The 23,274-nt window shown below is 70.8% G+C and carries 23 protein-coding genes; 10 read left to right on the top strand and 13 right to left on the bottom strand.

Going from position 1 to position 23,274, the window contains the following annotated elements; translation table 11 throughout:
* Positions 1-1,459 precede the first annotated feature (1,459 nt).
* On the bottom strand, positions 1,460-1,909 hold the full coding sequence (locus tag ACFY07_RS27060; RefSeq protein WP_390872167.1) for a ParA family protein: 450 nt from the start codon (positions 1,907-1,909) through the stop codon (positions 1,460-1,462).
* Between the two features lie 940 nt (positions 1,910-2,849).
* On the opposite strand from ACFY07_RS27060, the gene ACFY07_RS27065 reads away from it, so the two are divergent.
* A complete protein-coding gene (locus ACFY07_RS27065) occupies positions 2,850-3,077 on the top strand; it encodes a hypothetical protein (RefSeq protein ID WP_390872168.1) in 228 nt (75 codons plus the stop codon).
* A gap of 447 nt (positions 3,078-3,524) precedes the next feature.
* On the opposite strand, the gene ACFY07_RS27070 is transcribed toward ACFY07_RS27065, so the two are convergent.
* Complete coding sequence (locus tag ACFY07_RS27070; RefSeq protein ID WP_390872169.1) at positions 3,525-3,755, bottom strand: hypothetical protein; 231 nt, start codon at positions 3,753-3,755, stop codon at positions 3,525-3,527.
* A 477-nt stretch (positions 3,756-4,232) separates the two neighbouring features.
* Between ACFY07_RS27070 and ACFY07_RS27075 the strand changes: the two genes are divergently transcribed.
* The 4 genes from ACFY07_RS27075 (at position 4,233) to ACFY07_RS27090 (ending at position 6,205) form a co-directional block, all read left to right on the top strand.
* A complete protein-coding gene (locus ACFY07_RS27075) occupies positions 4,233-4,445 on the top strand; it encodes a hypothetical protein (protein WP_390872170.1) in 213 nt (70 codons plus the stop codon).
* Between the two features lie 262 nt (positions 4,446-4,707).
* Positions 4,708-4,899: a hypothetical protein gene (locus tag ACFY07_RS27080; RefSeq protein WP_390872171.1), complete on the top strand. Its 192-nt coding sequence runs from the start codon at positions 4,708-4,710 to the stop codon at positions 4,897-4,899.
* Complete coding sequence (locus ACFY07_RS27085) at positions 4,896-5,492, top strand: RNA polymerase sigma factor (protein WP_390872172.1); 597 nt, start codon at positions 4,896-4,898, stop codon at positions 5,490-5,492. Before ACFY07_RS27080 ends, ACFY07_RS27085 begins: the two co-directional genes overlap by 4 nt.
* Complete coding sequence (locus ACFY07_RS27090; RefSeq protein ID WP_390872173.1) at positions 5,489-6,205, top strand: hypothetical protein; 717 nt, start codon at positions 5,489-5,491, stop codon at positions 6,203-6,205. The genes ACFY07_RS27085 and ACFY07_RS27090 overlap by 4 nt, the downstream gene beginning before the upstream one ends.
* A gap of 201 nt (positions 6,206-6,406) precedes the next feature.
* Here the strand turns inward: ACFY07_RS27090 and ACFY07_RS27095 are convergent, their stop codons facing one another.
* The 7 genes from ACFY07_RS27095 to ACFY07_RS27125 form a co-directional block, all read right to left on the bottom strand.
* A complete protein-coding gene (locus ACFY07_RS27095) occupies positions 6,407-6,952 on the bottom strand; it encodes a hypothetical protein (RefSeq protein WP_390872174.1) in 546 nt (181 codons plus the stop codon).
* A 64-nt stretch (positions 6,953-7,016) separates the two neighbouring features.
* Entirely contained in the window at positions 7,017-7,277 is a 261-nt protein-coding gene (locus ACFY07_RS27100) for a hypothetical protein (protein WP_390872175.1), read from the bottom strand.
* A 618-nt stretch (positions 7,278-7,895) separates the two neighbouring features.
* Positions 7,896-8,486, bottom strand: a complete 591-nt coding sequence (locus ACFY07_RS27105; RefSeq protein ID WP_390872176.1) for a hypothetical protein — start codon at positions 8,484-8,486, stop codon at positions 7,896-7,898.
* A 10-nt stretch (positions 8,487-8,496) separates the two neighbouring features.
* A complete protein-coding gene (locus ACFY07_RS27110; protein WP_390872177.1) occupies positions 8,497-9,249 on the bottom strand; it encodes a hypothetical protein in 753 nt (250 codons plus the stop codon).
* Positions 9,246-9,626 carry a hypothetical protein gene (locus tag ACFY07_RS27115; protein WP_390872178.1) on the bottom strand — a complete coding sequence of 127 codons (381 nt, stop codon included), beginning with the start codon at positions 9,624-9,626 and terminating at the stop codon, positions 9,246-9,248. The genes ACFY07_RS27110 and ACFY07_RS27115 overlap by 4 nt, the downstream gene beginning before the upstream one ends.
* Entirely contained in the window at positions 9,623-9,892 is a 270-nt protein-coding gene (locus ACFY07_RS27120; RefSeq protein WP_390872179.1) for a hypothetical protein, read from the bottom strand. Before ACFY07_RS27120 ends, ACFY07_RS27115 begins: the two co-directional genes overlap by 4 nt.
* A gap of 433 nt (positions 9,893-10,325) precedes the next feature.
* Entirely contained in the window at positions 10,326-10,667 is a 342-nt protein-coding gene (locus ACFY07_RS27125) for a hypothetical protein (RefSeq protein WP_390872180.1), read from the bottom strand.
* Positions 10,668-11,259: 592 nt separating this feature from the next.
* Between ACFY07_RS27125 and ACFY07_RS27130 the strand changes: the two genes are divergently transcribed.
* The gene (locus tag ACFY07_RS27130; protein WP_390872181.1) at positions 11,260-12,195 is read left to right on the top strand and encodes a hypothetical protein; all 936 of its coding nucleotides are present in this window, start codon (positions 11,260-11,262) and stop codon (positions 12,193-12,195) included.
* Between the two features lie 586 nt (positions 12,196-12,781).
* On the opposite strand, the gene ACFY07_RS27135 is transcribed toward ACFY07_RS27130, so the two are convergent.
* Complete coding sequence (locus ACFY07_RS27135) at positions 12,782-13,372, bottom strand: hypothetical protein (protein WP_390872182.1); 591 nt, start codon at positions 13,370-13,372, stop codon at positions 12,782-12,784.
* A gap of 212 nt (positions 13,373-13,584) precedes the next feature.
* Here ACFY07_RS27135 and ACFY07_RS27140 point away from each other — a divergent pair, with 212 nt between their 5' ends.
* Positions 13,585-14,754 (top strand): tyrosine-type recombinase/integrase, encoded by a 1,170-nt coding sequence (locus ACFY07_RS27140; RefSeq protein WP_390872183.1) that lies wholly within the window; start codon positions 13,585-13,587, stop codon positions 14,752-14,754.
* Positions 14,755-14,805: 51 nt separating this feature from the next.
* On the opposite strand, the gene ACFY07_RS27145 is transcribed toward ACFY07_RS27140, so the two are convergent.
* The gene (locus tag ACFY07_RS27145; RefSeq protein WP_390872184.1) at positions 14,806-15,426 is read right to left on the bottom strand and encodes a DUF6518 family protein; all 621 of its coding nucleotides are present in this window, start codon (positions 15,424-15,426) and stop codon (positions 14,806-14,808) included.
* Between the two features lie 99 nt (positions 15,427-15,525).
* On the bottom strand, positions 15,526-15,882 hold the full coding sequence (locus ACFY07_RS27150; RefSeq protein ID WP_390872185.1) for a lactococcin 972 family bacteriocin: 357 nt from the start codon (positions 15,880-15,882) through the stop codon (positions 15,526-15,528).
* 648 nt (positions 15,883-16,530) lie between these two features.
* Between ACFY07_RS27150 and ACFY07_RS27155 the strand changes: the two genes are divergently transcribed.
* On the top strand, positions 16,531-16,686 hold the full coding sequence (locus tag ACFY07_RS27155; RefSeq protein WP_390872186.1) for a hypothetical protein: 156 nt from the start codon (positions 16,531-16,533) through the stop codon (positions 16,684-16,686).
* Between the two features lie 1,057 nt (positions 16,687-17,743).
* Here the strand turns inward: ACFY07_RS27155 and ACFY07_RS27160 are convergent.
* Entirely contained in the window at positions 17,744-20,758 is a 3,015-nt protein-coding gene (locus ACFY07_RS27160; RefSeq protein ID WP_390872187.1) for an N-6 DNA methylase, read from the bottom strand.
* 926 nt (positions 20,759-21,684) lie between these two features.
* Between ACFY07_RS27160 and ACFY07_RS27165 the strand changes: the two genes are divergently transcribed.
* Together ACFY07_RS27165 and ACFY07_RS27170 are read left to right on the top strand one after the other, a co-directional pair.
* The gene (locus ACFY07_RS27165) at positions 21,685-22,623 is read left to right on the top strand and encodes a ParA family protein (RefSeq protein WP_390872188.1); all 939 of its coding nucleotides are present in this window, start codon (positions 21,685-21,687) and stop codon (positions 22,621-22,623) included.
* Complete coding sequence (locus ACFY07_RS27170; RefSeq protein ID WP_390872189.1) at positions 22,620-23,183, top strand: hypothetical protein; 564 nt, start codon at positions 22,620-22,622, stop codon at positions 23,181-23,183. The genes ACFY07_RS27165 and ACFY07_RS27170 overlap by 4 nt, the downstream gene beginning before the upstream one ends.
* The last annotated feature ends 91 nt before the right edge of the window (positions 23,184-23,274 follow it).

Consider the following 23,274-nt stretch of genomic DNA (forward strand, 5'->3'; position numbering starts at 1 on the left):
ACCGGCCGAATACGAAGCCAGCTACTACCTGACAGCCACGAAACCCCTGGTCACAGCCACACCATAGAGTCTCCGACCAAGCCGGTGCGGTTCACTTCGTGGAGATTCTCGATGTCCTGACCAGCATGGCAAGGACAGGTCGGTTGGGCCCGGTGTTCAGCGGAGCCGATTGGAATGATGTGACCGCAGCACTCGGCGAGCCGTGGGACATCGGCACAATGAGCCGGAACGGAAAGTGGCCGCGGCTCTTCGCCTACGGAGATCTCGAGCTGAGTGTCTGCCGCTGCCGCAAGGTTTCCCTCATCTGCGTCCAGACCTGGCGTGACGTCGTCGAGCTCCCCCCGTCGGTTGTCGGGGGGGGGCGGGCACCTTCCCGGCAGGGCTCAAGCACGCGGACGTCGTTTCCAGCTTGGACAGGGCCGGCTGTTCCTGGGAGCCCTACACCCCGTTGACCTTCGGCGACCAGTGCTCGCTCGTAGCGGTCGCCTCAGGAGCGAACTTCACCTTCGAGATCCCCGAGGGCGAGGAACCCGTGCTGAACGTCATGAGTCTGCCCAGCGACGGACACGACTGCTCCGCACGGACCGCAGGACAAGATCACTGACGCGAAGCGCCGTCGAAGCTCGTGAACGTTCATCACCCCAGAGATCGCTAACCGCCGCTCAAACTGGTCAACAAACGCTGCCACTGAAGGTGAACGAAGCCACGGCGCACCTGCCCCGCCTGCGGCCGCGACGCCGGATACGTCATCCCCCGCTCGCTCGGCTGCTGCTGGCCCTGCTCCGGCGAGGCCGCCCAGGCCGTTTCCTGATCAGGCCGATATCGCCCCGCCGAGGCCCCCGCCGGCCCCCGCCGCCAGGGGCCTCGCGCACGCCCGCGCGCGTGACAAGGACGACGGTCTCAAAAGTCTCACCGACCGGTCGCGCGCGCCCGCGCGCAGGTCGGTCCGGATAGTCCGGCTCGCATCCGCGCAGAGGGATGGGCCGACCGGTGGCCGCTGTTTCGGGGGCCCCCGAAACCGGAGCGCCACCCACGCCGGCGGGGTCGCGAGTTGGACCGATTGGACCGACCTACGTGCGCGTATGCGCGCGCGTGGGACGGTCCAGGTATTCCAGCCCCGCGGCAGTAGGTACTGCACGCAGCAGGCGCGGCAGGGCTACCGGTGCAGCTGCCCGATGTCCGCGCGGACTTGCTCGGCCAGGCGGTCGTCGTCCTCGTCGACCAGGCGGCGGACCAGGGTGCGGACCACGTCGGCGATCGCCACGTCGGAGACCTCCGGGACGTCGGCGGCGGAGGTCGTCCACCACTTCAGCTTCCGGTGGAGTTCCGGGGTTAGATCGACGGTGATCCGGACCGGCTTCGTGCGGATTTCGGCGGCGCGGAGCGGGGGCGTCGTCCTGGCGGCTAGCGGCGGCCCGCATCATCCGTGCCTCGCGCTCGGCGGCGGTCTCCCGGGCGCTCATCGGGCCTCCTCGCGGTCCAGCAGCTCGGTGGCGAGTTGGTCGTAGGCGGTGCCGCGGGCGTCGACCGGCCCTCCGAAGGACTGGGCGTAGACCTCGCGGCGCGGGATGGTCGTGGTCAGCACGTCGTGGCCCTGGGCTGCGAGCACCCGTCGGGCCATGGGGCCGGAGGCGGCGCCGGTGACCACGCGGTTGAGCAGGACGCTGGTGCGGGCGCCGTCGGCGCGCAGCGGCTCCAGGTTGTTTGGCTCCCGGCGGATGGGCGCCATGCGGTCCAGCTCGATCCCGGCCGGGGCGACCGGCAGCACCAGCTCGCGGGCCCAGCGCATGGCGGAGCGGGGGATGCCGGCGTGGTCCTCGATCTGCGGGACGTCCACGATGACGGCGTCGCGGTCGCCCGCGACGCCGGGCACCCGGCGGTGGAGCTCCTTCACCGGCAGGCCGGCCACCCGGAAGGGGAAGCCGTCGGCGAGGTCGGACCAGCGCAGGGCGGAGGCAGTGGGGTCGGCGTCAACCAGGAGGACGCGCAGCCCCGGGCGTGGAGGGCGTAGGCGAGCCAGACCGCACTGATCGTCTTGCCGGTGCCGGGCTTGAGGTTCACGAGAGCGATGCTGAGCACCCCCCGCGACACCACCGACGCCCGGCCGCGCGGCGGCAGAGGGGCGCAGCATTGCAGTACCGCAGTATCCAAACCGCGCACAGCGGTGGAGTGCTGCAGTACCGCAGTACCTACAGAGCGTCCTCACTGCCATCGCCGTCAACGTCGAGTGCCTCAGCCGCCAGCCCGCAGGCGAAAGCGCGCCCCCACGGCCACCGACCGCCTTCCAGGAGTACTGCGACCAGTAGGGAATCCTGCGCCTGATATCCTGGCGCGCGATCAGTTGACGCAGGCGGCGACTAGGATCCCCGACAGAGTCAAGCTGAGATGCGCATGCATCTTGTGGGGGGCCCACAGCGCTGGAAGCATTCGGATGCTCAGCCAAAGGCGCCATATCAGGGCATTCGGAGGAACCGTGTTTGGAAGATTTGGGGCACCGGAGCTGATACTGCTCCTGGTTCTGGCCATAGTTCTGGCCATACCGGTCGTCGTAGTCATCGTTGTCGTCCGACTTGTTCGCCGTAAGGCGCAACCCCAGACCAACGCAGTGGCGTGGCCCCAGCCCCAGCCCCAGCCACAGCGGCACGGTCCGGCCGACCGGCAGGAGCCACAGGAGCCGCAGGGGCGACAGGGGCCGGAATAGCCGGGCCGCGTGTGCACTGCGCTGAGGCTTTTCCAATCTCACACTGAGGTGGCGAGCTCCAGGGCAGGGACGCCCTCAGGGTTCAGGCAGCCACACTGGGCCTTTCCGATTGGTGAATGTCAGCTAAGGGGTGTGGAGGATGCGGTTCTTGGCCGCTGCTGGCGGGGCGATAGGTGGCTGGGTCCTGTGGTGGGTAGTGTTCTTCGCGCCGCTGCCGTTGGTGCCGCGTTTCGAGATGCCGCACCAGGTAGTGGTGAACGGTACGCAAACCCTGGTGCTGCCGAATCTGTTCGCCATCGTGTCGCTTGTGGTGTGCTTCTTCGCATTCCCGGTAGTCGGAGCGCGGACAGCAGCCGAGGCAACGGTACGGCGCTAACACTCCGGCAGGTGTGTTGCTCAGAGACTCGCGTGGAGGCGCTTTCGACCTTGTCCGGGGCGGTGAACAGCTGGAGCCGGAAGGCAGCCGAGCCGCCGCATTCCGTGGTAGGCCGGAACATGTGGTCGTCGACAGCGCGGCGGCGGGGGCGACCGGTTCCAGGAGCGCCCGGGCCTCCGGGGGGCGTGGGCCGGTCCGGTCCCTGGGGCGGCTGGGGAGGGGTGGGGTCCTGCGTCTGGTCGGCCGTGGACCGATCATGGCGGGCCGGATCCGCGGGCGACGGCAGCCCCGCCCATTCCGGCCCCGGGGAACATGATCGCGCCCGACGGTGGGATGCCCGCCCGCTGCTCCCGGTGCGACCACTGCGCAGTCAAGCGCGACCGGCGGGGAGTAGCCGGCGGCGGCCCGGCCGCGGGGACGGACAGCTCCCCGGCCGGGCCGCGTGCGTCACCGTTTGCGTTTGCCCTTGCGCTTGCCCTGCTGGTTGCGGATGCGGAACGCGGCCCCGCTGAGCACGGAGGCCACCGTGGTGGCCTCGGGGGCGCTGGCCTTGCCGGAGAGCACCAGGACGGCCACCAGGACGACGAGGGCGTAGAGGGGGAGCTGTACGGCAAGCCCCGAGCCGGTGCGGCGGCTGATGCGGCGGCTGATGCGGCGCTTCTTCGTAGGCGTGGTCACTTGAGGGTCCTCCGTGAGGTGCGGGCCACGGCTGCGGCCGGGCACTCCTCACAGTGCTCACGAGGATTTCTGTCGCATACGCTCCTCCCGGCGCCCCGGCGGCCTCACGGTGCAGTACCGCCGTGCCTACTGCTCCGCCTTGCTCCCGGGGCCGAGGAGGCGCCGCACCGAGGCCGCGCCAGCCGCACGGGGGTGCTGGCCCGCCCCGCGGGCGGGCACCAGCGGCGAGCACGTGATCACCCGGCTACTTTGCGGCTGGTGTCTGAGCTAGGACTCCAGGGCCGTCGATGCGTCCCGTCCCGGTCGTCATTTCCCCCTTGGAGCGCCACGGGCGCCTGTCGGGTCGCCGTTCGCGTATCCGGGGGTCGGCCCGCAGTTGCCGCCGGCGTGCGCGCCACGCATCCGGCCGCGTTCCTTTCCGCCGCGCGGCCGCTGCTCGGAGCGTGACCGAGGGTCGGGCTGTGCGTTGCCCAGTCCATGGAGCATCCCGACGCCCCCGAGCTGGGCACTGCCCTGGTCCACATCACCGCTGCCGACCCGGCCCATGCCGAGGTCGTCGCGCGGTTCCTGGAGGACGCGTTCGGCGGCACCCGGCCCGTCTCCTACCCGCTGCCCGGGCGGGACGGCGCGCGCCTGGAGCTGGTCGTCGACGTCGTCGGCGTCGGTCTGCCCCCGCTTGCCGAGGCCTGATTCCGCCGCTTCTGCGGCCCCCGTCGTCCAGGGTTGGGGGCCCTGGACAGTGGCGCGGCGGCCCTGCTGACCTGCCCGGATCGGTGTCGGTGTGTCCCCATTTGATCGATTCTGAAAGTAACAGCACGGGTGCTGTCCGTAATATTTGCTGGGTCGCGGCTGCACGTTTGGCCCCTGTCGAGCGCTTGTATGGGTGAAGGAGGACGACCTCCGGCGCCGCAGGGGGTTCGGCGCTTCCCGACAGATGCATTGGGGAGGGCACATGAGTCAGGAGACCGCGCTGCGGCTGCTGGAGTACGCCGCGGTGGCCAGGGTGCTGGTGCCGGACGCCCGTCGTCTGGTGCGCTGCGCCCTGACCGCGGGGGTGCGGATCGGTATCACCGGCCTGATCAGCTCCGGTCAGCGTCCGGAGCCTCCGCCGGCGTCCGCCGAGCTGCTGAAGGAGGCGCAGTGACGGACGGCTGGTCGGAGCAGACGGATCCGGGAGAGACTGCGCCGGTGGACGGGGGGCCCCGCACCCACCGGGCCTCCTACTGGGCGTTCCACTGCGACAAGCGCACGGACTACCTCCGCTATGCCTACCTGCAACTGGGGTCAGATGCGGATGCGGAAGAGGCCGTGGACGCCACCTTCGACAAGCTGGCGGACAAGTGGGAGCAGATGCTGCGCATGGAGAACCTGGAGGGGTACGCCTGGACGGTGCTCAAGCGCCGGATCGCGGACCTCCTGCGCAGGCGCAAGCGCCAGCCGACCCTGGTCGACACCGCCACCTTCGAGGCCGTGGCGCGCACGAACTGCACCGACCAGTTCAGCGCCCTCGAGGACAGCATGGACCTGTATGCGGCGGTCAACGCGCTGCCCGAGCGGCAGCGCGACGCGTTCATCCTGCGGCACACCTTGGACCACAGCACGGCACAGACCGCCGCGCTGATGGGAGTGGAGGAAGCAACCGTGCGCTCGCACCTGAGGCAGGCTCGCCGGCGCCTGGCCCACGTGCTGGGAGTGGAGTGCACCGACAGCATCGCGAATGGGGAGAAGACACCATGACCGAGCCCGACATCACCCGCCCCAAGCGCACCCTGGGCCAGTTCCTCGCACGGGCCCGCGTCCTGGACCGCTACGCCACCTACGACCTGGCCGAAGCCGAGCGCCGCCTGGCCCTCCGCCAGGCGGCCCGGCGCCGCTGCACCGTCCACGGCGGCGGCCAGGGCCCGGCGGAGCAGCGGGCCGGGGCGTGGCTGCCCACCGCCTGGACCAAGCCGGACGCGGCCGACATCGAGGATGCAGAGAGGGCGCGGTGGGACTTGGAGGCTGTGAGCCTGGTGGTGCTCTACGAGCCGAAGGCCGGGACGCGGCTGGAGGACTTCATCCAGGCCGACTACACCGACCGCACCGGCGCCCGGGTCTTCGCCTGCCTGCTCCACCTGGCCGGGCACCGGGACGGGGCCCGGTTCTGGTGGCAGTTTGCGGCGGGCGCCGGCGACTACGCCGCCGAGTACTGCCTGTTCCTGGACCATGCCCGGCGAGGCGAGTACCAGGACGCGGACCACTGGAGCGGCCAGCTGCGCGATCACGGTTTCGCCCCCGACGAGCACTGGGGGGACCGGGCGTCCGTGCCCCTCATTATCGACGACGCGCCGGCCGTGGCCGCCCGCATCACCGAGCAGGTCGACCCCGACCTCGGGCCTGTGCCGCTGCCGCAGCCCGACCTGGTCGAGGGATTCCGTGAGCTGACGTCCGCGGCTTCTCGGCTGAACTGAAAGGTCTGCTTCCTGCAGCGGCGGCACTCCGCGCGCCCGTGCGGCGGGCCCCCGGCCAGGCGAATCGGCCAGGCGAATCGGCCGGGGGCCCCGCCGCGTCCGCCGCTGACGCCCCAGCCCGATGCGGAGCGGAGGGCTTCCGGATGGCGGCCGCAGTGAAGGTGCGGACGGCATCGACCCGGCCCACCCGGGTGGCGCCGACTACCTCGGCAGCACGGCCCGTCGGCCGGCGGCGGACCGCTCCCGGTGCGGGCTCGGTGCCTCACCGCTCGACCCGTCGCTGTACCGGACGACGCAGCGCTGTCCCGGCTGTGCCGGGCACTGCGTGCAGGGGAGGGCGAGCCAGGCGGTGTCCGGGTCGGCGCCGGGGGCGAGACGCCCGCGCTCCGCAGGAGGCGCCAGGTCCTGGCTGCGGGGTGGGGACGGCTTCGACGGCCTCTTCGGGCGGTCGGGTGTCGCCTTCGGATCGCACGCCCCGTGCACCGGCTTGCCCCGTGCCCAGCGGTCGTTGCTGTACAGGGTGGGCGACTCCGTGACCGGGTGACCGCACATCGCGCAGATCAGCGGGCCGCGCTTGCGAGACGGACGCGGCGTGCGCTGGGACTTCTGTGCGGGGACGACCTCCGTGGTTCCGTCTGCCTGGGTCACGGTGACCTCGGAGGCGGGGGAGACGTCGTAGGAGCGGAGGCGGGGAGTGGCGGTGTGGGTCTGCCCTCTGCGCCCGCCCCTGCCGATACGGCCGGCCATGGGCAGCAGGGTAGGGCACCGGGGGGAGCGTCATGCGCACCGCCGAGTACCGCGATTCACGGAATCAGAAGAGGGAGCCCTGTTTCGGCTCGGCGACTGGGGGCGGGGGCCCCGGCGGCCGCGGCGGGGCGTGGTCCTGCGTGCGGACGTCGCACCGGATCTCCGCGACACCCATTGCCTGCAGGAGCCGCGCGTCGCGGCGCAGCTGGTAGGCCAGCGCCTTGTGGGAGTCGCGGCAGTACCGCCGGGGCCGGCCAGGGCCCTGGTGCTCGGGCAGGGGGTCCCCGCACCACTCGCACCATCTGATCCGGCCCGTCTTGCCCATGCCGGACAGCTTCCCCCACGGCTGCGGTCGGCAGAAGGCCGGGGGACAGGGGGCCACCCGTGGGGCGGCGAGGAGGGCGGAGCCCCCGGCCGCCCGGCACGCCCGCCGGCGGGCATGGCAGCATCACCCGCACGCGCTGAAAGGAGACCCGGCCCCGTGGCCCTGCCCGACCGTCCCGACCTGTCCGGCCCTGGAGTCCTAGCTCAGACACCAGCCGCAAAGTAGGTCGCGGGTAGCCGGACAAGCCCCGTTTCCTGTCCTGGGCGTCGTTGTTGGTCTGAACGAGTGATCGAGGCCAAAGGGGCGGGTGTGCGGCAAGAGTGGTCGCCAGAGGAACTGTTGGCGAACTGGACGCTGGTAGATGGCGACTGGGACCTGGTGGCGAACAAGAGCGGGACGACCCGGCTCGGCTTCAGCCTCTTGCTGAAGTTCTTCGAGCTGGAAGGCCGGTTCCCCGATGTGCTGGAAGAGGTCCCGTCGGCCGGTACGAGATCCACGCCCACACCGAGCGGTGCGACCAGCGGGCGGCCGAGCGGGGCGAGTACGGCCCCGACGAACTGGTGCCGCCGCGGTGAAGGCCGCGCCCCCGCTCGGACGGTTCCGGTCGGGGGCGCGGCGCTACTTGCTCCCGGCCAGGTCGGAGATCAGTGCGCGGGCCGCGGCCTTGGTCAGCCGCCGGATCATCGTCTCGGTCCTCTCGCGGGGCTTCGGCGCGGGCAGGTCCGCCTTCGCGGCCGCCGCGGTGTACGCCTCCACGAAGCGGGCCCGGCCGGCCTGCTCGGCGAGGGAGGAGAGGTAGCGGCGCTGGGGGTCGGTCGCCGGTTCGGTCTTCGCGGCTGCGGCCCGCGCCTTGCTCTGCGCCCGGACCTGCTCCCAGTGCGCACGCTCGGCGGCCTTCGCCTCGGGGCTGCGGTCGATGACCCGGACCGTCTCGTACCAGCTCTGCTCTCCGGGCTCGCCGGTGACGGCCTGCCAGAGCGCGTTCGTGGTCAGCCGCTCCTCGTCTACGCCCTCGGTCAGCTCGGGGCCGACCAGGGCGACGAAGCCGCTGCCCTCGCGGACGACGGTGAAGCCGGCGGGGACGGCGTGCGCGGCCACCCAGTCCTGGCCGCAGCCGCAGCGGGCGTGGTAGCGGCTCCACTTCGTTCGGAGCGCCTCGTACACCAGGCGGTCGCCGTAGTGCGTGGTGTCGCGCGTGAAGCCGGACATGGCGCTCCCCCTATTCTCCAGCCGGGACCGTCTGCGTCCCGGCGTCCCGCAGCGGCGGTTGCTTCTCGATCGTCCGGGCGGCCGCGTTCCACACCCACCGCTCGGCGGTGAGCCACAGGTCGGGCAGGACCATCTCGTCGGATACGTAGGGCTCGCTGCTCTCGGGGTGCGCCTTGATGCTGCTGGAGACCATCGGGCGGGGCTGCCAGCCGGCGAAGCCCACCAGCACCGCGGTGACGGCCCCGGGCGGGATGCTCCGGTAGTGGTGCCCGTCGTCACCGGAGACCGGGGCGGGGAGCCGCCACTCCCGCTCGTGGGTCCAGTCCGCGCGGCGCACGCCGTCCGTCTCCACACTGACCACCCAGTGCCGCAGCTTCTCCGGGAAGGTGTCGGCGACCCTGCGGGGGAGGTAGGCCACGGAGCCGCCGCCGGAGGCGAGGATGGTCGTGCGGTCGATCACGATCCCCCACGGTGCGAAGTGCCGGTCGGCGATGAGGTGGGCCATCTGGTCCGGCGGGCTCTCGGAAAAGCAGATCACCGGCGTAGGGGCGCCGAACGGCGCGAAGCCGAGCAGGCGCTCCTCGGCGAGGATGCGATTGAGCCGCTCCGGGGCCGTCATCCGAGCGATGTTGGCCGGCACCGTCGGTGTGGTGCTGGTGCCCGGCGGCCGCCTACAGAAGTGGATCAGGTACTCGCTCTGCGCCGGGCCGACGGGTTCCAGGCGCGGCCGCAGCCGCCGCGCGGCCGGGAGTTTCGGGGTCACGGCTTGCGCCTCCGGGACGTCGCGCGGGCGGTCACGACCTCGCCGACGCTGGACGGGGACCCACCGCGGCGCCAGGTGGACGGCTTCTGCGAGCGGTACGTCTCCCCGGACGTGACGGCCTCCCGGTTCCGCTCGAACTCCCGGACGGCGGCCCGGGTGTCCCACTCCCGCTCCCGGGCGGCGCGGGGCGCGGGGACGGCGCCGGGGCGCTTCGCGGGCTCCTTGGCGTTGCCCGCGCCGGCCTTCCGCGCCTGCGTGAGGCACCGGCCGTGGCAGTCCTTCCCCGACTTGGCCTTCTCCCGGGGCTCGCCCGCGCGGAACGGCTTGCGGCAGATGGCGCAGGACGACGCGGCGGCCCGGCGGGCCGGGGGCGTCACGGCCGGTCCCCGGCGGCGGGAAGCGCGAGCTGGCGCTGCGGCGCACGCCGCGGGGTGTCCGTGCGCTCGACCCGGACAGTGTGCGCGGCGTCGGCGGTGGCGGCGGGCAGCAGCTCGAACACCATGCGGCGGCCGGGGCCGCGCATCCCGAGTTCCGTGGGCGGCCCGGCGGTGAGGCCGGGGTCGGCCCGCACCAGGGAGAGCAGGCGGTCGAGGACCGCTCGGACGTCGTCGAGGTCGGAGCCCATGACTCGGATCTGCGCCACGGGGCGAGCGTAGTGGGCGCCCGGCCCGGGGCGAGGACGTTCCAGGCCGGACGCCGCCTCTTCACCTCACAGGGTGCGGACCGTGCCGTCCTGCATCTGGACCTGCACCGGGCAGGTGCAACTGCCGATGCGGGGCTGGCCGCACGTCGGGCAGCAGTCGCAGTAGGGGGAGCCGCCACAGTCGCAGCAGTGGTCGGGGATGACCTGGCCGGAGCCGCCGCAGTAATACGCGTGATCATCCAGCTAGTTTGCGGCTGGTGTCTGAGCTAGGACTCCAGGGCCGAGACGGCCGAGGACGCGATGGCAACGATGCGGAACCTGTTGCGCTCCAGTACCCATCGCACGTCTGGCACCGGCGCGAGCCCGCAGCGCACCTACTGAGCCTCCGAGAGGGCGGACTACGGCCCGGGTCAGCGACTGTCGCTAGCTTCCGTTACTGGGCGACCTTGCCGGTGTAGGACAGGTTGGTAACCGCGTTGTCGACATCGGATGGGGCCGAATCCTCAGCGGCGCACGTCCGGATCAGGGCGGCGAAGGGGCCGAACTGCCAGCTGTGCCTGCGGTAGAGGAGGATCTTGCGGGCCCCGTTCCGAGGGATGGTCGGCGGCAGGTGTTCGATCCCTTGGGCCGCTAGGTTCCGGGCGATCCCGTCGACCACGTGGACCTTGGCCGCGCCGGCATCCGCGAGAGCCAGCAGTTCCCGGACGGTGCGGAGCTTGACGCCGCCGGCGGCGTCTACCTCACGGGCGAGGGACTCCCACGGGGTCAGGGTCATCACGGGGCTCCCTTGGTCTCGGCCGTTGGCGGTGCGAAAGCACCGTGCGGGGATCATGTCGCACCCGGCGGCCCCGGGTGGGTGGATCAACGGTTTTCGGGGCCGAGCCTGGGCAGTGGCTCATGGAGCCGACGCGGCCGAAACAATCGCCAGGTCCCCGCCGCCGTCACGATCTTGTTGAAGTGGGCTCCTGGGATTGACCATCACCGCCGCCGTGCCCGCCGCATATCGGCCGTCCGGCGCTGCGTTCCTCCTCCCGCACGCAGACGGGGCGTGGGACCGCGCCGGGGCCGCTGATGGGGTGCACAGCTCTCTCCGGGAACCCGGGATGAGGGCGCAAAGGCTTCCGACGGGAAAGGCAAGCAAAGCGACTGTTTCACGCAAGGATCAAGTACCTGAAGTGGCAAAGATCAAGAACTGGAAAACAGGCCCTGAGCTGGGAAAACTCTCGCTCCATCAGCGATTTCTACGTCGAACTGGTCATCATGTTGTCATCGTGGCCATGTAACGACGGCTCGGGGACGCAACCACCCTTGGCGCCGACCACGGTAGCGGGCCCCCGGGAAGGCTTCAGACCGGGCATCCTGGCGCCATGCCACGGATCGTCTTCCCGCAGCCCGGCCACCCCATCCCGGACAGCGGTCTCTCGCAAGAGCGCTGCATCGAGGTGCTTCTGAACTCCTCGAAGCGACGCAACGGGGCGGTGCCCATACGCCGTTCCTTCGTGCAGCCTGCTGCCAGCGGGAACGGCGACCACACCAAAGAGCAGAGCCCGCTGAGCAAGCTGGTGGGCGCCCGCCGTGGACCGGATCTGGACCTGTACCTGCTCATGTCGGCGGTCACCACCGCCGCCCCGTTCGATGTGACCGAGCGGTCGGAGCTCTGGGCCCGATGTCTCGGGCACCACGCGCTGGGCGCGTCAGCAAGCGTCAAGATCTCTCGCATCTGGGGCCACCTGGAGGACTACGGGCTGATCACAAGATCCCAGAACGGCAGGTTCACCAGGGTCACCAAACGCATGGAGGACGGCGGCGGCGGTGTTTACCGACCGCCCAGCGGCCTGGCCGATGGGCCGCTGGAGGACATCTACTTCCGGCTCCCCTTCCAGTACTGGAGTGATCAGCTGCACAAGAGGTTGCTCCTGCCGGGCAAGGCGATGCTGCTCATATGCATGAGCCTGCGGGCTCCTGAGTTCTACATCACCGAGGCGTTTGCAGAGTGGTACGGGATCTCTCCCAAGACCATCCGCAAGGGGCGGAAGGAGCTGCTGGAGGCCGAGATCCTCACAGAGGTCGGGGTCGGCATCTATGTCAACACCTGGCTGGCCCCCCTTACGGTGTCGGCCCCCAAGTACGCCTTCGCTCCCCCCTACAACCTGAACGTCAGCAAGCGTGCCCAGCCACCCGACGGCTCCGCACCCGCCTCGGCCGAAACCACAACCGGAGAAGGCCAGGGGGTAGCCCAGGCCCCGAACAAGCTCCTGCTTCCTGCTGTGGAGTTCCTCACCAGCAAGCGTGAAGCAGGCTGAACCTCGCCGCAACGGGCGAGAAAGACGGCACTGGTCGCCGCCAAAAGGCGGCGGCCCCCTGTTCCCGCAGGGAGCCGCCAGGTGAAGAAACCAATCGCTCGACCATCAGGAGGAGCCATCAGCAACACTAATGAGGCTACGGGTCAGCCCCGGAAGCCGTCGACCCTGACCGCCACGTGGAAGTCCCGGCTGTGCGGCCACTGGGCCAGGTGGAGGTCGTCCTACCGGCGCCGCTACCTGCGCGCGCTAGGACGCACCGCCAGCCACGGCTTTATCCGGGGCATCGCCACCGGACTGGGCACCACCCTGGTAGCCCTCGTGGTCAAGTGGATCATGTAGCGCCGATCAAGCGACCAAACAACGTGCAGGGCCCTGCCGGTGCGTCCGGCGGGGCCCTGCACATGACGTCCCAGCCGATGGCACGCCTAGCGCTTGCGGCATAGCTAGAGGTAAGCGTTCCGAGCTTGCCCACGGCCGGGTTCTTGGTGCCGCAGCCGAAGGTCCGCCGGCCGCTCGGAGAGTCTGTCCGGGGACCATCTTGCAGGAGGTCCGCCTCCGGGCTGTCATGCGGCGGCCGTTGGTCGGGTCAGCGTCCCAGGCGGCGCAGCCGCCGAAGCCGGCCGCGCCGCCTCGGCGGGCCGTCCTCCCCCGGGTGGAGCACTTTTCGGCACGCCTGGACGAAACTGTCGATGGCCTCCCCGGTGAGGGACTCGTCCTCGAGGCAGAACCGGAGCTGGCTGGCGACCAGCTGCTCGCGGGAGCGGCCTCCGGCGACGTCGGCGACCCAGCTGCGCAGCCGCCCCACCCACGCCTCCAGGTGCTCGGCCGCGCTCTCCGCCCGGTGCGCGGGGAAGTCGGGCCCCTCGACCACCACGGCACCGACGGCCTGCGTGACGGTGTGGGCCTGGCTGTGGAGGGCCTCTAGCCGCGTGCGGGCGGCCTCGATGTCGAAGTCGTCCTCGCGGAAGGACTGAGCAAGCGCCTTGGCCGTGTCCCGGCGCACCGCGAGCGCGGTCGAGCACGCGCTGTAGACCTGCCGACGGGCCTTGCGCTCCTCCAGATCCACCTGTCCCCTGCTGCTGATCCTGGCGGAGCCCAAGGTGCCCACGGCGCCGACCAGCGTGCCGAGCAGGGTGCCGCCGATGCCCGCCAGGCCGAGCAGGGTCGCTGAGTTCACCGCGGCATTGTGCCCGACCGGCTGGGCTCGGAGGTACCGGTCTCCGGGCCGGCCGGGCGCTGGTTCCGGAGAGTCGGCTGGCCGGGATGTCGTGCTGCGGCGCTGCCGTCGGGTCGCAGGCGGCCGAGAGGCGCACGGATAGCGCTGCTGACGCTCTGGCTCCTGATAATGTTTCTTCTCACCAGCCAGGAACCGGAGTCGGGGGGACCACGATGGCCGACCGCGTCACGCCGCTGCCCGTCACCAGTCCGGAGCACCGCGCCGAGGTCGAGGTGCTGGACGGCCTGGCCGACGCCCTCGGCGACGCCCTCGGCGACGCCCCGGCCCGCCGGGACGCCGAGGCGGCACCCCCCGGGGGCCGGCACCTCGCCGCGGGGGCCGCCGCCGACCGCCGACTGTCCCCCGCCGCGCGCCGCGCGGTCGAGGACGGCGTCCCGGCCTCCACCCGCCGGGCCTACGCCGCCGACCTGGCCGCGTTCACCGCCTGGTGCGCCGCCCACGGCCGCACGGCGCTGCCGGCCACCGCGGAGACCCTCACCGAGTACACCGCGCACCTGACCACGGCCCCCAGCGCGCGCACCGGCCGCCCGCTGGCCCCCGGCAGCATCGAGCGGGCCCTGGCCGCGATCCGCACCGCCCACCAGGCCGCGGACGCACCCGCGCCGCAGAGCAAGGGCGCCCGCAAGGTGCTGGCCGGCTACCGCGAGCGCCTGGCGCTGGCCAAGGACCCGGCCGCGAGGCCCCGCCGGGCCGCCCCCGCGCTGCCGTCCGCGCTGCGGGAGATGCTCGCCCCCCTGGACCGCACCACCCTGGACGGCGCCCGGGACGCGGCGCTGCTGCTGCTCGGCTACGCCTGCGCCGCCCGCGTCTCCGAACTGGTCGCCCTGGACCTGGCCGACGTCGTGGAGACCGAGGACGGGCTGCTGGTGTCGGTGTACCGGCGCAAACTCAGGCGGCACGACGAGGTCGCGGTGCCCTACGGCGCCAACCCCGCCACCTGCCCGGTGCGCGCCGCCCGCGCCCTGGTCGCCGCCCTCGCCGCCGCCGGCCGCACCACCGGGCCGCTGTTCGTCCGCGTCGACCGGCACGGCCGCCTGGCCCCGCCGCTCACCCGCCGCGGCCGCACCATCGGCGACCCCGCCGGGCGGATGACCGCCCAGGCCGCCGCCGACGTCGTCACCCGCCGCGCCGCCGCCGCCCACCTGGAGGGACGGTGGACCGGGCACAGCATGCGCCGCGGCTTCGCCACCGCCGCCCGCCGCGCCGGGCACGACCTGGAGCGCATCGGCCGCCACGGCGGCTGGGCCGACGGCAGCAAGGCCCTGCTCGGCTACCTCGAGGACGGCGACCGCTGGGAGCGCAACCCGGTCGCCGGCCTCTGACCGGGCGGCAGCACCAGGGAAGGGGCCTGCGCGCCATCCGGCCGAGCGGGATCACGTCGTACGCGACTGCGCCCGCCGAGCGAGCAGCGTGCGCCCGATGAGGACGAGCGCGGTCACCACCGCCGCGCACCGCACCACGGTCCACGTCGCCGCTGCCACATGCCCCTGCAGCGGCGCGTCGAAGCGCAGCCGCTGCGAGGTGTCGACGACCGCGATCACCGGCACCACCAGGCGCAGCAGGAGCCCGAGCAGACCCCCTTCCCGGGCGAGATTCCCGGCGAGGCCCAGCAGGGAGCCGAGCACCACGGCGATGACGGACCACACGAGCGACTTCGACACCACGGCCGACCAGTCGGTGTGCACCGCTCCGAGGACGGGATTGCGGGGGTCGAGGGTCTGGAAGTCCCCGCAGGCCGCCTTCGTGACGTAGTAGGCGATCACGGCCACGACCAGGGCGGCGCAGGCCAGCAGGGCCGAGGCCACCCGCGACGTCTGCGTGAGGCCGACGGCGAAGGCGAGCGCGGCCCACGCCCACCCGGCCGACAGGACCAGGCTCGCCACGTGCGCCGGCGGGCCGGGGGTGGCGGAGAGCAGCGGGGCGAGGATGCCGAGCAGCGCGCCGGCCGCCATCGCTGCCGCGGAGGCCACGGCGGGGGATCGGAGAGAGAACACGGGGGAATTCCTTTTCAGCGGACCGGCGAACATGCGAATCCCGGCCGCTCGCCGGGGGTGGCGAGCGGCCGGGATTCGCATTACGGGGAATTACTGTGGTTAGTAGGTCGACCAGTAGGCGTTGCAGGTGTAGGCCCAGCCGGCGACCGCGTAAGCGTCAGCCCAGTATCCCGCGTTGGCGTAGGTCTTGTCGGTGCTGTTGGCGATGACGGCCGTCGCCGAGTGGTACTTCGTGTTGTGGATGTAGTCGGAGTAGCAGCCCTTGTAGATGCCGTCCGCGACCGTACCGTAGCTCCACGTGCCACCGCCGGTGTTCACCACGGTGCTCGGGGTGACGGTGTTCGAGGTGGCGGTCTTGGAGCTGGAGTTGATCTTGAGCGTGACCATGCCCCACGCCTTGGGGTGGCCGAGGAACGCGGGGGCCGCGTCGCCCGTCGCGCTTCCGGCCGTGCGCACGACCTCGACGCCGCTCGCCGACGCCTGACCGACGGTGGCACTGGCCGGCGCTGCGAGAGCGCTCGCGGTCAGGGCCGCACCCGCGGCGGCAACGACGAATGCCCGGCTGAGTATCCTCATGGATTAACGCGCCTTCCTGCTTTATCCGATTGATGGATTGTGCGTGGTGCGTGTTCCGTGCGAATGGAAGCTAACCAAGAGTAAGACAGTGCGCGCAAGAAGTAACATGATCATGTGACGCGCGTCACATGATCACTTGTGAATTATTAAGTCACGCCGCAATGAAATGCACAACACAGACCGGGCATCACTCGCACCGATAAAGGAAGAAACTTCCGAAAAATCCATAAATTCCCGCCACGCAGCGACACGCTTCCGACGTCACCGGGCCTGGAGGCCCGCACCTGCCCACGTTCGTCGAGCCGAATCCACCGAGGCGGTCCCGGACTGACCATGTCCGGGGATGGGTCTGTAAGCCTGCGCTGGAACTCGGGTGGGATGAGTGGCCGGCGACCGACGACGGGTGCACTGCCGACCTACCGCCCCCAACCAAGGGCACACGGAAGGTGCTGGCTGGCCACCGCGAGCGCCTCGCCCTGGCCAAGGACCCGGCCGCCCATCCGCGCCCTGCCGACGGCGCTGTGCGCGATGCTCGCGCCGCTGGACCGCACCGCCCGGGACGGCGGCCGGGAGGGAGCGCTGGTGCTGCTCGGCTACGCCTGCGCCGCCCGCGTCTCCGAGCTGGTCGCCCTGGACCTGGCCGACGTCGTGGAGACGGGGGACGGGCTGCTGGTGCCGGTGTAGCGGCGCAAGCTCACGCGGCACAACGAGGTCGCGGCGCCCTACCGGCTGTCAAGCACGTCCGCGCGCGGCTTACTCCCGGCTACGGCAGCACCAACTCCTAGATCCGGCAGCGGCCAGCAGCATGTCTAGCGGTGATTACGGCGGTCCCCGCCTCACGGCATCCGATCAGACCGAGACCGGCCGTCACTGGAGTGAGGTGGCAACCAGCCAGTGCCATGACTTGTGCTCGTAGCTGCTACCGAACTCGTCGACCGTGGTGAAGTCCTTCATCCAGCGTCCGTGGCCGTGATACTTCGCCAGGCACGAGCAGGTGCAGTACGGCCCTCGGGCGTTCTTGCAGCTGGCATTGCACCTCTCACCCGGGTTGTACTCACGGCCGAGCAGCAGATGCCGATGGCGCCTCAGGAGCTTGCCGACAAGCGGTAGGAAGTGGCCCCTTGGGGCTGTCCAACACCCGCGCTTCGGATCCCAGATTGGGCGGGTCGCAGTGGTCAGCATGGCGTCGATCAACGCGATGTGCCCCAAGGAGCTGGTGTGGGGTAGCCAGATACGCACCGCTTCCTTGGCTGGGAGGGCGATGGAGGCCAGGTGCCGCTTCTGCCATTGGGGCATCCAGTCGGGGGCTGCGAGGTCCGGTTCTGCGCCGGACCGCTGCTTGGCGGAGTCGGTGGCCTGTCTGCGCGCCTCGGGATCCCAGATGGGACGTTGACCTGCCCCTTTGCACTGAAGCTGGGTTTGCGAGGTCAGCGGGTGGGGCGCCACGTCACCCCGGTTTGTTCGGTCGGCCGGTTGAGCACAGTGGGGGCACAGGTACATGGCGCTTCCTACGACGACGTCGCGGGCCCGGCAGGCATCGTCCCGAACGCCTTCACCGCGCGTGTGAGCGCTACGCAGTCGAAACTCTGCAGCTGCCAGGGATGGCCGCATGGCTGATAAGGAGATGTCTGGTGCGATGCGTCACACACCGTAGACGAGGGCAGCGCACGCGGTCTCAGGAACCAACCAGAGCCAGGCTTGCGGATGAGAGCCACAGGCTGGCCGCACTCCTACGCGATGGCTACTGATCGAGAAGTTCGCCGACGAGGGTGTCCAGCTCCTCAGCATGAGGAGAGGCTGCGAGAGCCTCCCGTACGAGCTGGCGCAAGCGGACGAAGTTGCCGCTCTCGTCAATCTTGAGGGCCGCGATCCGGTCGGCTTCGGCCGCACCGAGTTCGGCGAGCCGGCGGTGCTTCGGGGCACTGGCGTCGTACTGCGGGATGGGCAGCTTCCACAGGTGCTTGTCGATGTCCCGTTCGTCCTTGCTGTACGACATGAGAGGGCGGACTAGCTCGGTGAGCACGGGGGTGTTGAGGATGGCGCACAGGTACATCCCTTCCTCCCGAGTGGTGACAGTGCCCCAGTACAGCTTGTGGTCGATCACTGCGTTCGGGGCATCGACGAGCGCGGCGGCGACGTGCATGCCAGCCTTTCCGTACACCACGCGCAGGGAGGTACCGGGGAGCTGGGCGGTGAGCTTGCGCCGGAAATCGAGTTGCTCAACCAGGGTGAGACGATCGGTGCTGCGGTGGGTGAGCCACTGCTGCTCAGCCCCTCGCCACCACTGGGCGAGGTCGGGGTAACGGTCGAGGTTGGGGTGCTCGCCGTGCAGCAGGGTGGTGCCCTCAAGGGGCAGTACGGCCTTGCGTGGAGGCAGGACTCGGTAGGGCAGGATGCTCTCGCCGAGCAGAACAGGCCGGACGAACTCCTTCTCAACCACCCCGTCGAGGTCGGGGAGGTTCTTCCAGGGCTTCTTCTCAGTGCTGCTGCGCTCAGAGCGCACCGCAGTACGTCCGCCTCCCAGGCCAAGCGGCCCGGCCTGCTGCTGCCGGATGAAGAAGAGGTTCCGCGGGTAAATCGTTGCGCCGTTCTCGAACCGGGACTTGTACGGGGAATCGATCAGATCGGCTCCAACGAGAGTGAGGGTGGCCGGCTGGCGGGTCAGGTGCGCGGCCACGCTTTCCCAGGTGTGGGCGCCGCGAGGAAGCTTGCCGGCCCAGCGTTCGGTCTCCCGGGGCAGTGCGCGGGCGCCTCCGACGTGGGTGCGCCCCCCAAAGATGACCGCCGCGCCGCGGGGGAAGAAGTGCGGGCGCAGCCGGCGCAGGTCCCACGAACCGGTGAAGGCCACCTCGACAGGCTCGCTCTCCTCGCGGTAGCGGCCGGTGCGGAAGCCCTCGAAGTAGGCGCGGTCCAGGACCGCATTGGGGACCACGAAGGCGAGGGAGCCGCCGTCGGCGAGGTACTGCTGGACGGCACGGGCGATGAACAGGCCGGAGAGGTCCTGGTGAGTGGCGACCTCCATGCCGTGCCACAGACCTCGGCTCTCGGACATCTCCTTGAAGGTGTCCTGCATGTCGCGTGACATGTGCCGGTAGGACAGCCACGGCGGGTTGCCCACTAGGACGTCGACGCGGTTCTCCATGCGGGCAAGCCACATCGGCCGGGCCAGGTTGCGGATGTAGTAGCTCCAGATGTGGTCGCGGCCCTCGTCGACCAGACGGCACAGCACACGGAAGTTGGTGGTGACCTCCGGCCGGTCTGCCTCGGCGATGGCGAGACGGTTGAACAGCGGGGCCAGCGAGGGCACGCTGCCAGCGGTGCGGGGGCGGGTGGCGAGGTCGGCGAGCTCCTCGACAAGCTGGTCGAAGCGGCCGGCGTCTTGGAGTAGGTGGTCGGGGAAACGCAGTTCGTCCTCGAACAGGGAGTCGCCGCTGCCGGTGCGGATGACCAGGTGATCGTGGTCGAGCAGGTCCATCCGCTGCTGCCACTGCACGCTGTCGCCGAGATAGACCGGGACCCGGATCGGGCCGCGCTCCTCGGAGAGCAGCCGCTGTCGCCCTATGGCGAGCAGGTAGGTGACCCGGGCCAGGGAGACGGCTACCGGGTGGAGGTCGATGCCCGCCACATGCTCGGTGAGCCCGACCAGCGCCTGCCGCAGCGGGATACCGGCGGTGTGGGCGGCGTCCAGGTAGCGGCGGGCTGCGTGGAAAAGGAAGGTGCCCGACCCGCAGGACGGGTCCAGAACTCGCTGGTCCAGCGGTTTGGTGACCGCGGTAGCAACGACCTGCTCAGCCAGCCAGTCCGGGGTGTAGTACTCGCCCAGGCTCTTGCGGGTCTCCGAGGCGATGACCGACTCGTAGAGGACCTTGAGGACGTCGTGCTCGACCTGGGACCAGTCGAACCGGGCCAGGCGCCGGGCCAGGGCGCGGATGAAGGCGTCTCCGCCCTGGACCTCGATAACCCAGTCGAAGAAGTCCGCCTCGACGACGCCGTAGATCTGCGCCTGCGCGAAGCGCTGGCCGAGGACCAGGGAGGCCGGCTGCATCTCCGCAGCTGGCTCGCCGAGCACCAGATGCGCGATGATCTCGGCACTGTTGACCAGCAGGGTGTGCTCGATGAACAGCTCGTCGTTGTCCTGGAACTGGGTGCCCAGGGCGCTGCGGAGCAGCCGGGCCCACAGCTGCCGCTTGAGCTGCACCGTCGGCAGGTGGCCGTACTTGGCGTAGAGGCCTGCGAGGACGGTGCGGTCCATCGCGTACGAGGCGCTGTCCGCGCCCAGCCGCCGCGTGATCTCCGCCGGGGTCGGCCGGACGCCCTGGCTGGTGGAGAGGACGCCCTCCAGCCATAGCAGCAGACCCGTCCCGTCCGGGCGGGTCCCCTTCAGCTGGAACTGGGTGGCCTGGACCAGGGTGTCGCCCTGCAGGTGATAAGCCCGCCAGTCCGCACCGTCGGTGAGAATGCCGACATAGTGCTGCCCCGTCTGCTCGCTGCGAGCAGCCACATAACCCTTGAGCTGGTTCTCGGCGGCCTTGACCACCGCAACGCTGCGCAGGTCCTTCTTCACCTCGATGACGGTGAAGCCGACCTCGACATCGATACGGCGCCGGTCCCCGACCTGGGTCTCCAGCTCGACATTCAGCTCATGGTCGGAGAGGTTGAGTCCGCCGCCGAGGAGCAGCTGCCGCACGTCCGCTTGGATGGTGGCCTCGCTGCGGATGCGGCCGCGGTCAACGAGGCGGCGCAGCAGCTCCTGCATATCGTCGGGCTGAGTCTCTCGGGGCATTCGCCAGATCTACCACAAGGGTCTAGCCACTGGAGTCCTCACCCCGGTGCTCCCGGGTTCGGGCCGGTCCTCTCCTGATACCAGCCGGAGTACACCCTCGCCGGCGGGCGGGCACGGGGGAGGGCAGTCCTGACTCCTGCCATTGGCCGAGGGGGGCCGTCGGTGGACCGACAGCCCGGCCGGTGAGCTGTGTCGATCGAGGGACGGGGGCATGTCGGCGGCCCCTCGCCTCCATTTGCCGAGTGTGCGGTCGGCCAGGTGCGGTCATCACCGCCACGGCCAGCACCAAGCCCGTCCACCGTGATCTGCGGGCGCCGGTGGCGATACTGCTGTCATGTGACAGTTCGCTGCGGCCGATGCCGCTTGAGGTGAGGCCAAGGCCGCATCCGACCGCATCATTCGGTCTGGACATCACCGAGCCAATTGCTGAGAAGAGGGCCGCAGATCAGCCTGCAAGCGATGCAGGAAGGGGTGAGCTGCTCCGCGCGTCCGAGTAGCCAGGCTGGACGCCGCACCGGTTGACGAACTTACGCGCCAGCAGGGGCAAAATTCTTGCGCACTGCGGCCCGCTGAGCTGCGGGAAGGCAGCTTTGACACACGCAGGAGTCAATAAAGAAGTCAACATGATTGCCAGTGGGCTAGCCCACTGTCTTGACAGTGCAGTTGACCACGGGTTTATCCACGGTTGTTACCACGGGTCACTCTGTAGTCACGCCGGTGGGCATTTCCACTGGTATATCGACGTGCTGTACCACCGGCGCGCCCGTGGACTCACCCAGGGGGTTGCCCACGGGCGTGCCGGTGGGCATGGCAACATGTCCGCCCGTAGACGGGCCGGTGGGCGGCTCCACGGGAGTCCCGGTGGAGCGGCACGCCCGCGCACCCATGAGAGGAGCAGCATGCTGTCCGACGACGAGGACATCCCGGTGGTCGACCGGGCGAGCCTGGGCCGGGTGATCGCGGTGGCCAACGGCAAGGGTGGCGTGGGGAAGACGACGCTCGCGGCCAACGTGGCCGGCCTGGCCGCGGCCGACGGCGCCCGGGTGCTGGCGGTCGACCTCAACGGGCAGGGGAACCTCGGTCTGGACCTGGGGATCCGCGGCGGGCAGGCGGACGACGACGGTAGGGCGCTGGCGGAGGCGATCGCCGACGGGAGGCCGCTGGCGCCGGTGCGGTCGGTGCGGCCGGAGCTGGACATGTGCGTGGGCGGGACCAGCGTGGGGCACCTGCCGGCGCTGCTGTCGAACCGGTACCAGTTCCAGGCCGAGCGGCAGGCTTTGATGCTCGCGGTGTCGCTGCAGCAGGTGGCCGGCGACTACGACCTGGTCGTCATCGACTCGCCGCCGGAGAACCCGCCGCTGCAGCAGCTGGCGCTGGCGGCCGCGCGGTGGCTGGTGGTGCCGGTCCGGTCGGACCGGGCGTCGATCCACGACGGCCTGGGCGGCATCGCGCGGCAGTTCGCGCTGGTGCGGAAGAAGGTGAACCCCGGGCTGGAGCTGCTCGGGGTGGCGCTGTTCGCGTCGGGCTCCTCCTCGCGGGCGATCCGGCGCGAGGTGCGGCACGACGTCGAGGAGGTCCTGGGAGCGGGGGCGCCGATGTTCGAGGCCGTGGTGCGGCACTCGGAGGCCGTGGCCCGGCAGTCGCGCAGCCGGGGCCTGCTGGTGCACGAGCTGGAGCAGGCGGCGGCCGCCAACCCGGCGTTCTGGAAGCTGCGGACCGGTGAGGCATCGCGGGACCAGGTGGTGACCGCGACGTCGGCGAGCGTGGCCGAGGACATGGCGGCGCTGACGCGGGAGATGTTCGGGCGGATGGCCGAGCTGGAAGGGGACGGGCAGTGAGCGGGCTGGGGCAGGAGCCGCAGGGCGACACGGCGGAGCTGTTCGGGCTGGGACAGCAGCGGGCGGCCGGGACGGGGAGCCTGCTGCGCCGGCCGCGGCCCGCGGCTGCACCGGCCGCGGCCCCGGCGGCCGCCGCGGTCCCGCCCGCCGCGGCCGCGGGGCCGCCGGTGAAGGCGCCCGCGCGGCGGGCGCAGGGCGGGATGACCCGGGTGGTGGTGTACGTCTCGCAGAACGTTGCCGACCGGTTGGACCGCTACCGGAGGGCGGAGCGCGGGCGGACCAACACCACGGTGCTGCTGGAGGCGCTGGAGGCGGCGGTGAAGAACGACCTGCAGGAGACGGTGTCGCGGGCGGAGGTCGCGCCTGCCGGCAGCGGGCTGTTTCCGTCGACGACGGCCCAGGTGCGGTACCGCGGCGGCGGGCCGGTCCAGGTGCAGGTGAAGCTGAGCGGGCCGCAGCTGGAGGTGTTCGACCGCTTGGTGGCGGAGGTGTTCCTGCCGGACCGCACGAAGCTCGGCGCGCTGGCGCTGAACGCGTTCCTGCCGGGCCGCAAGGACTGACCGGCAGCGCCCGGCCGGGTCGGAAACTGTCTCACTGTGAGACAGTTTCCGGCCTCGCTCGCACGCGCGCACAGGGCGGTCTGATCTGCCC

Source organism: Streptomyces sp. NPDC001380 (genome assembly GCF_042895785.1).
GTDB lineage: Bacteria > Actinomycetota > Actinomycetes > Streptomycetales > Streptomycetaceae > Peterkaempfera.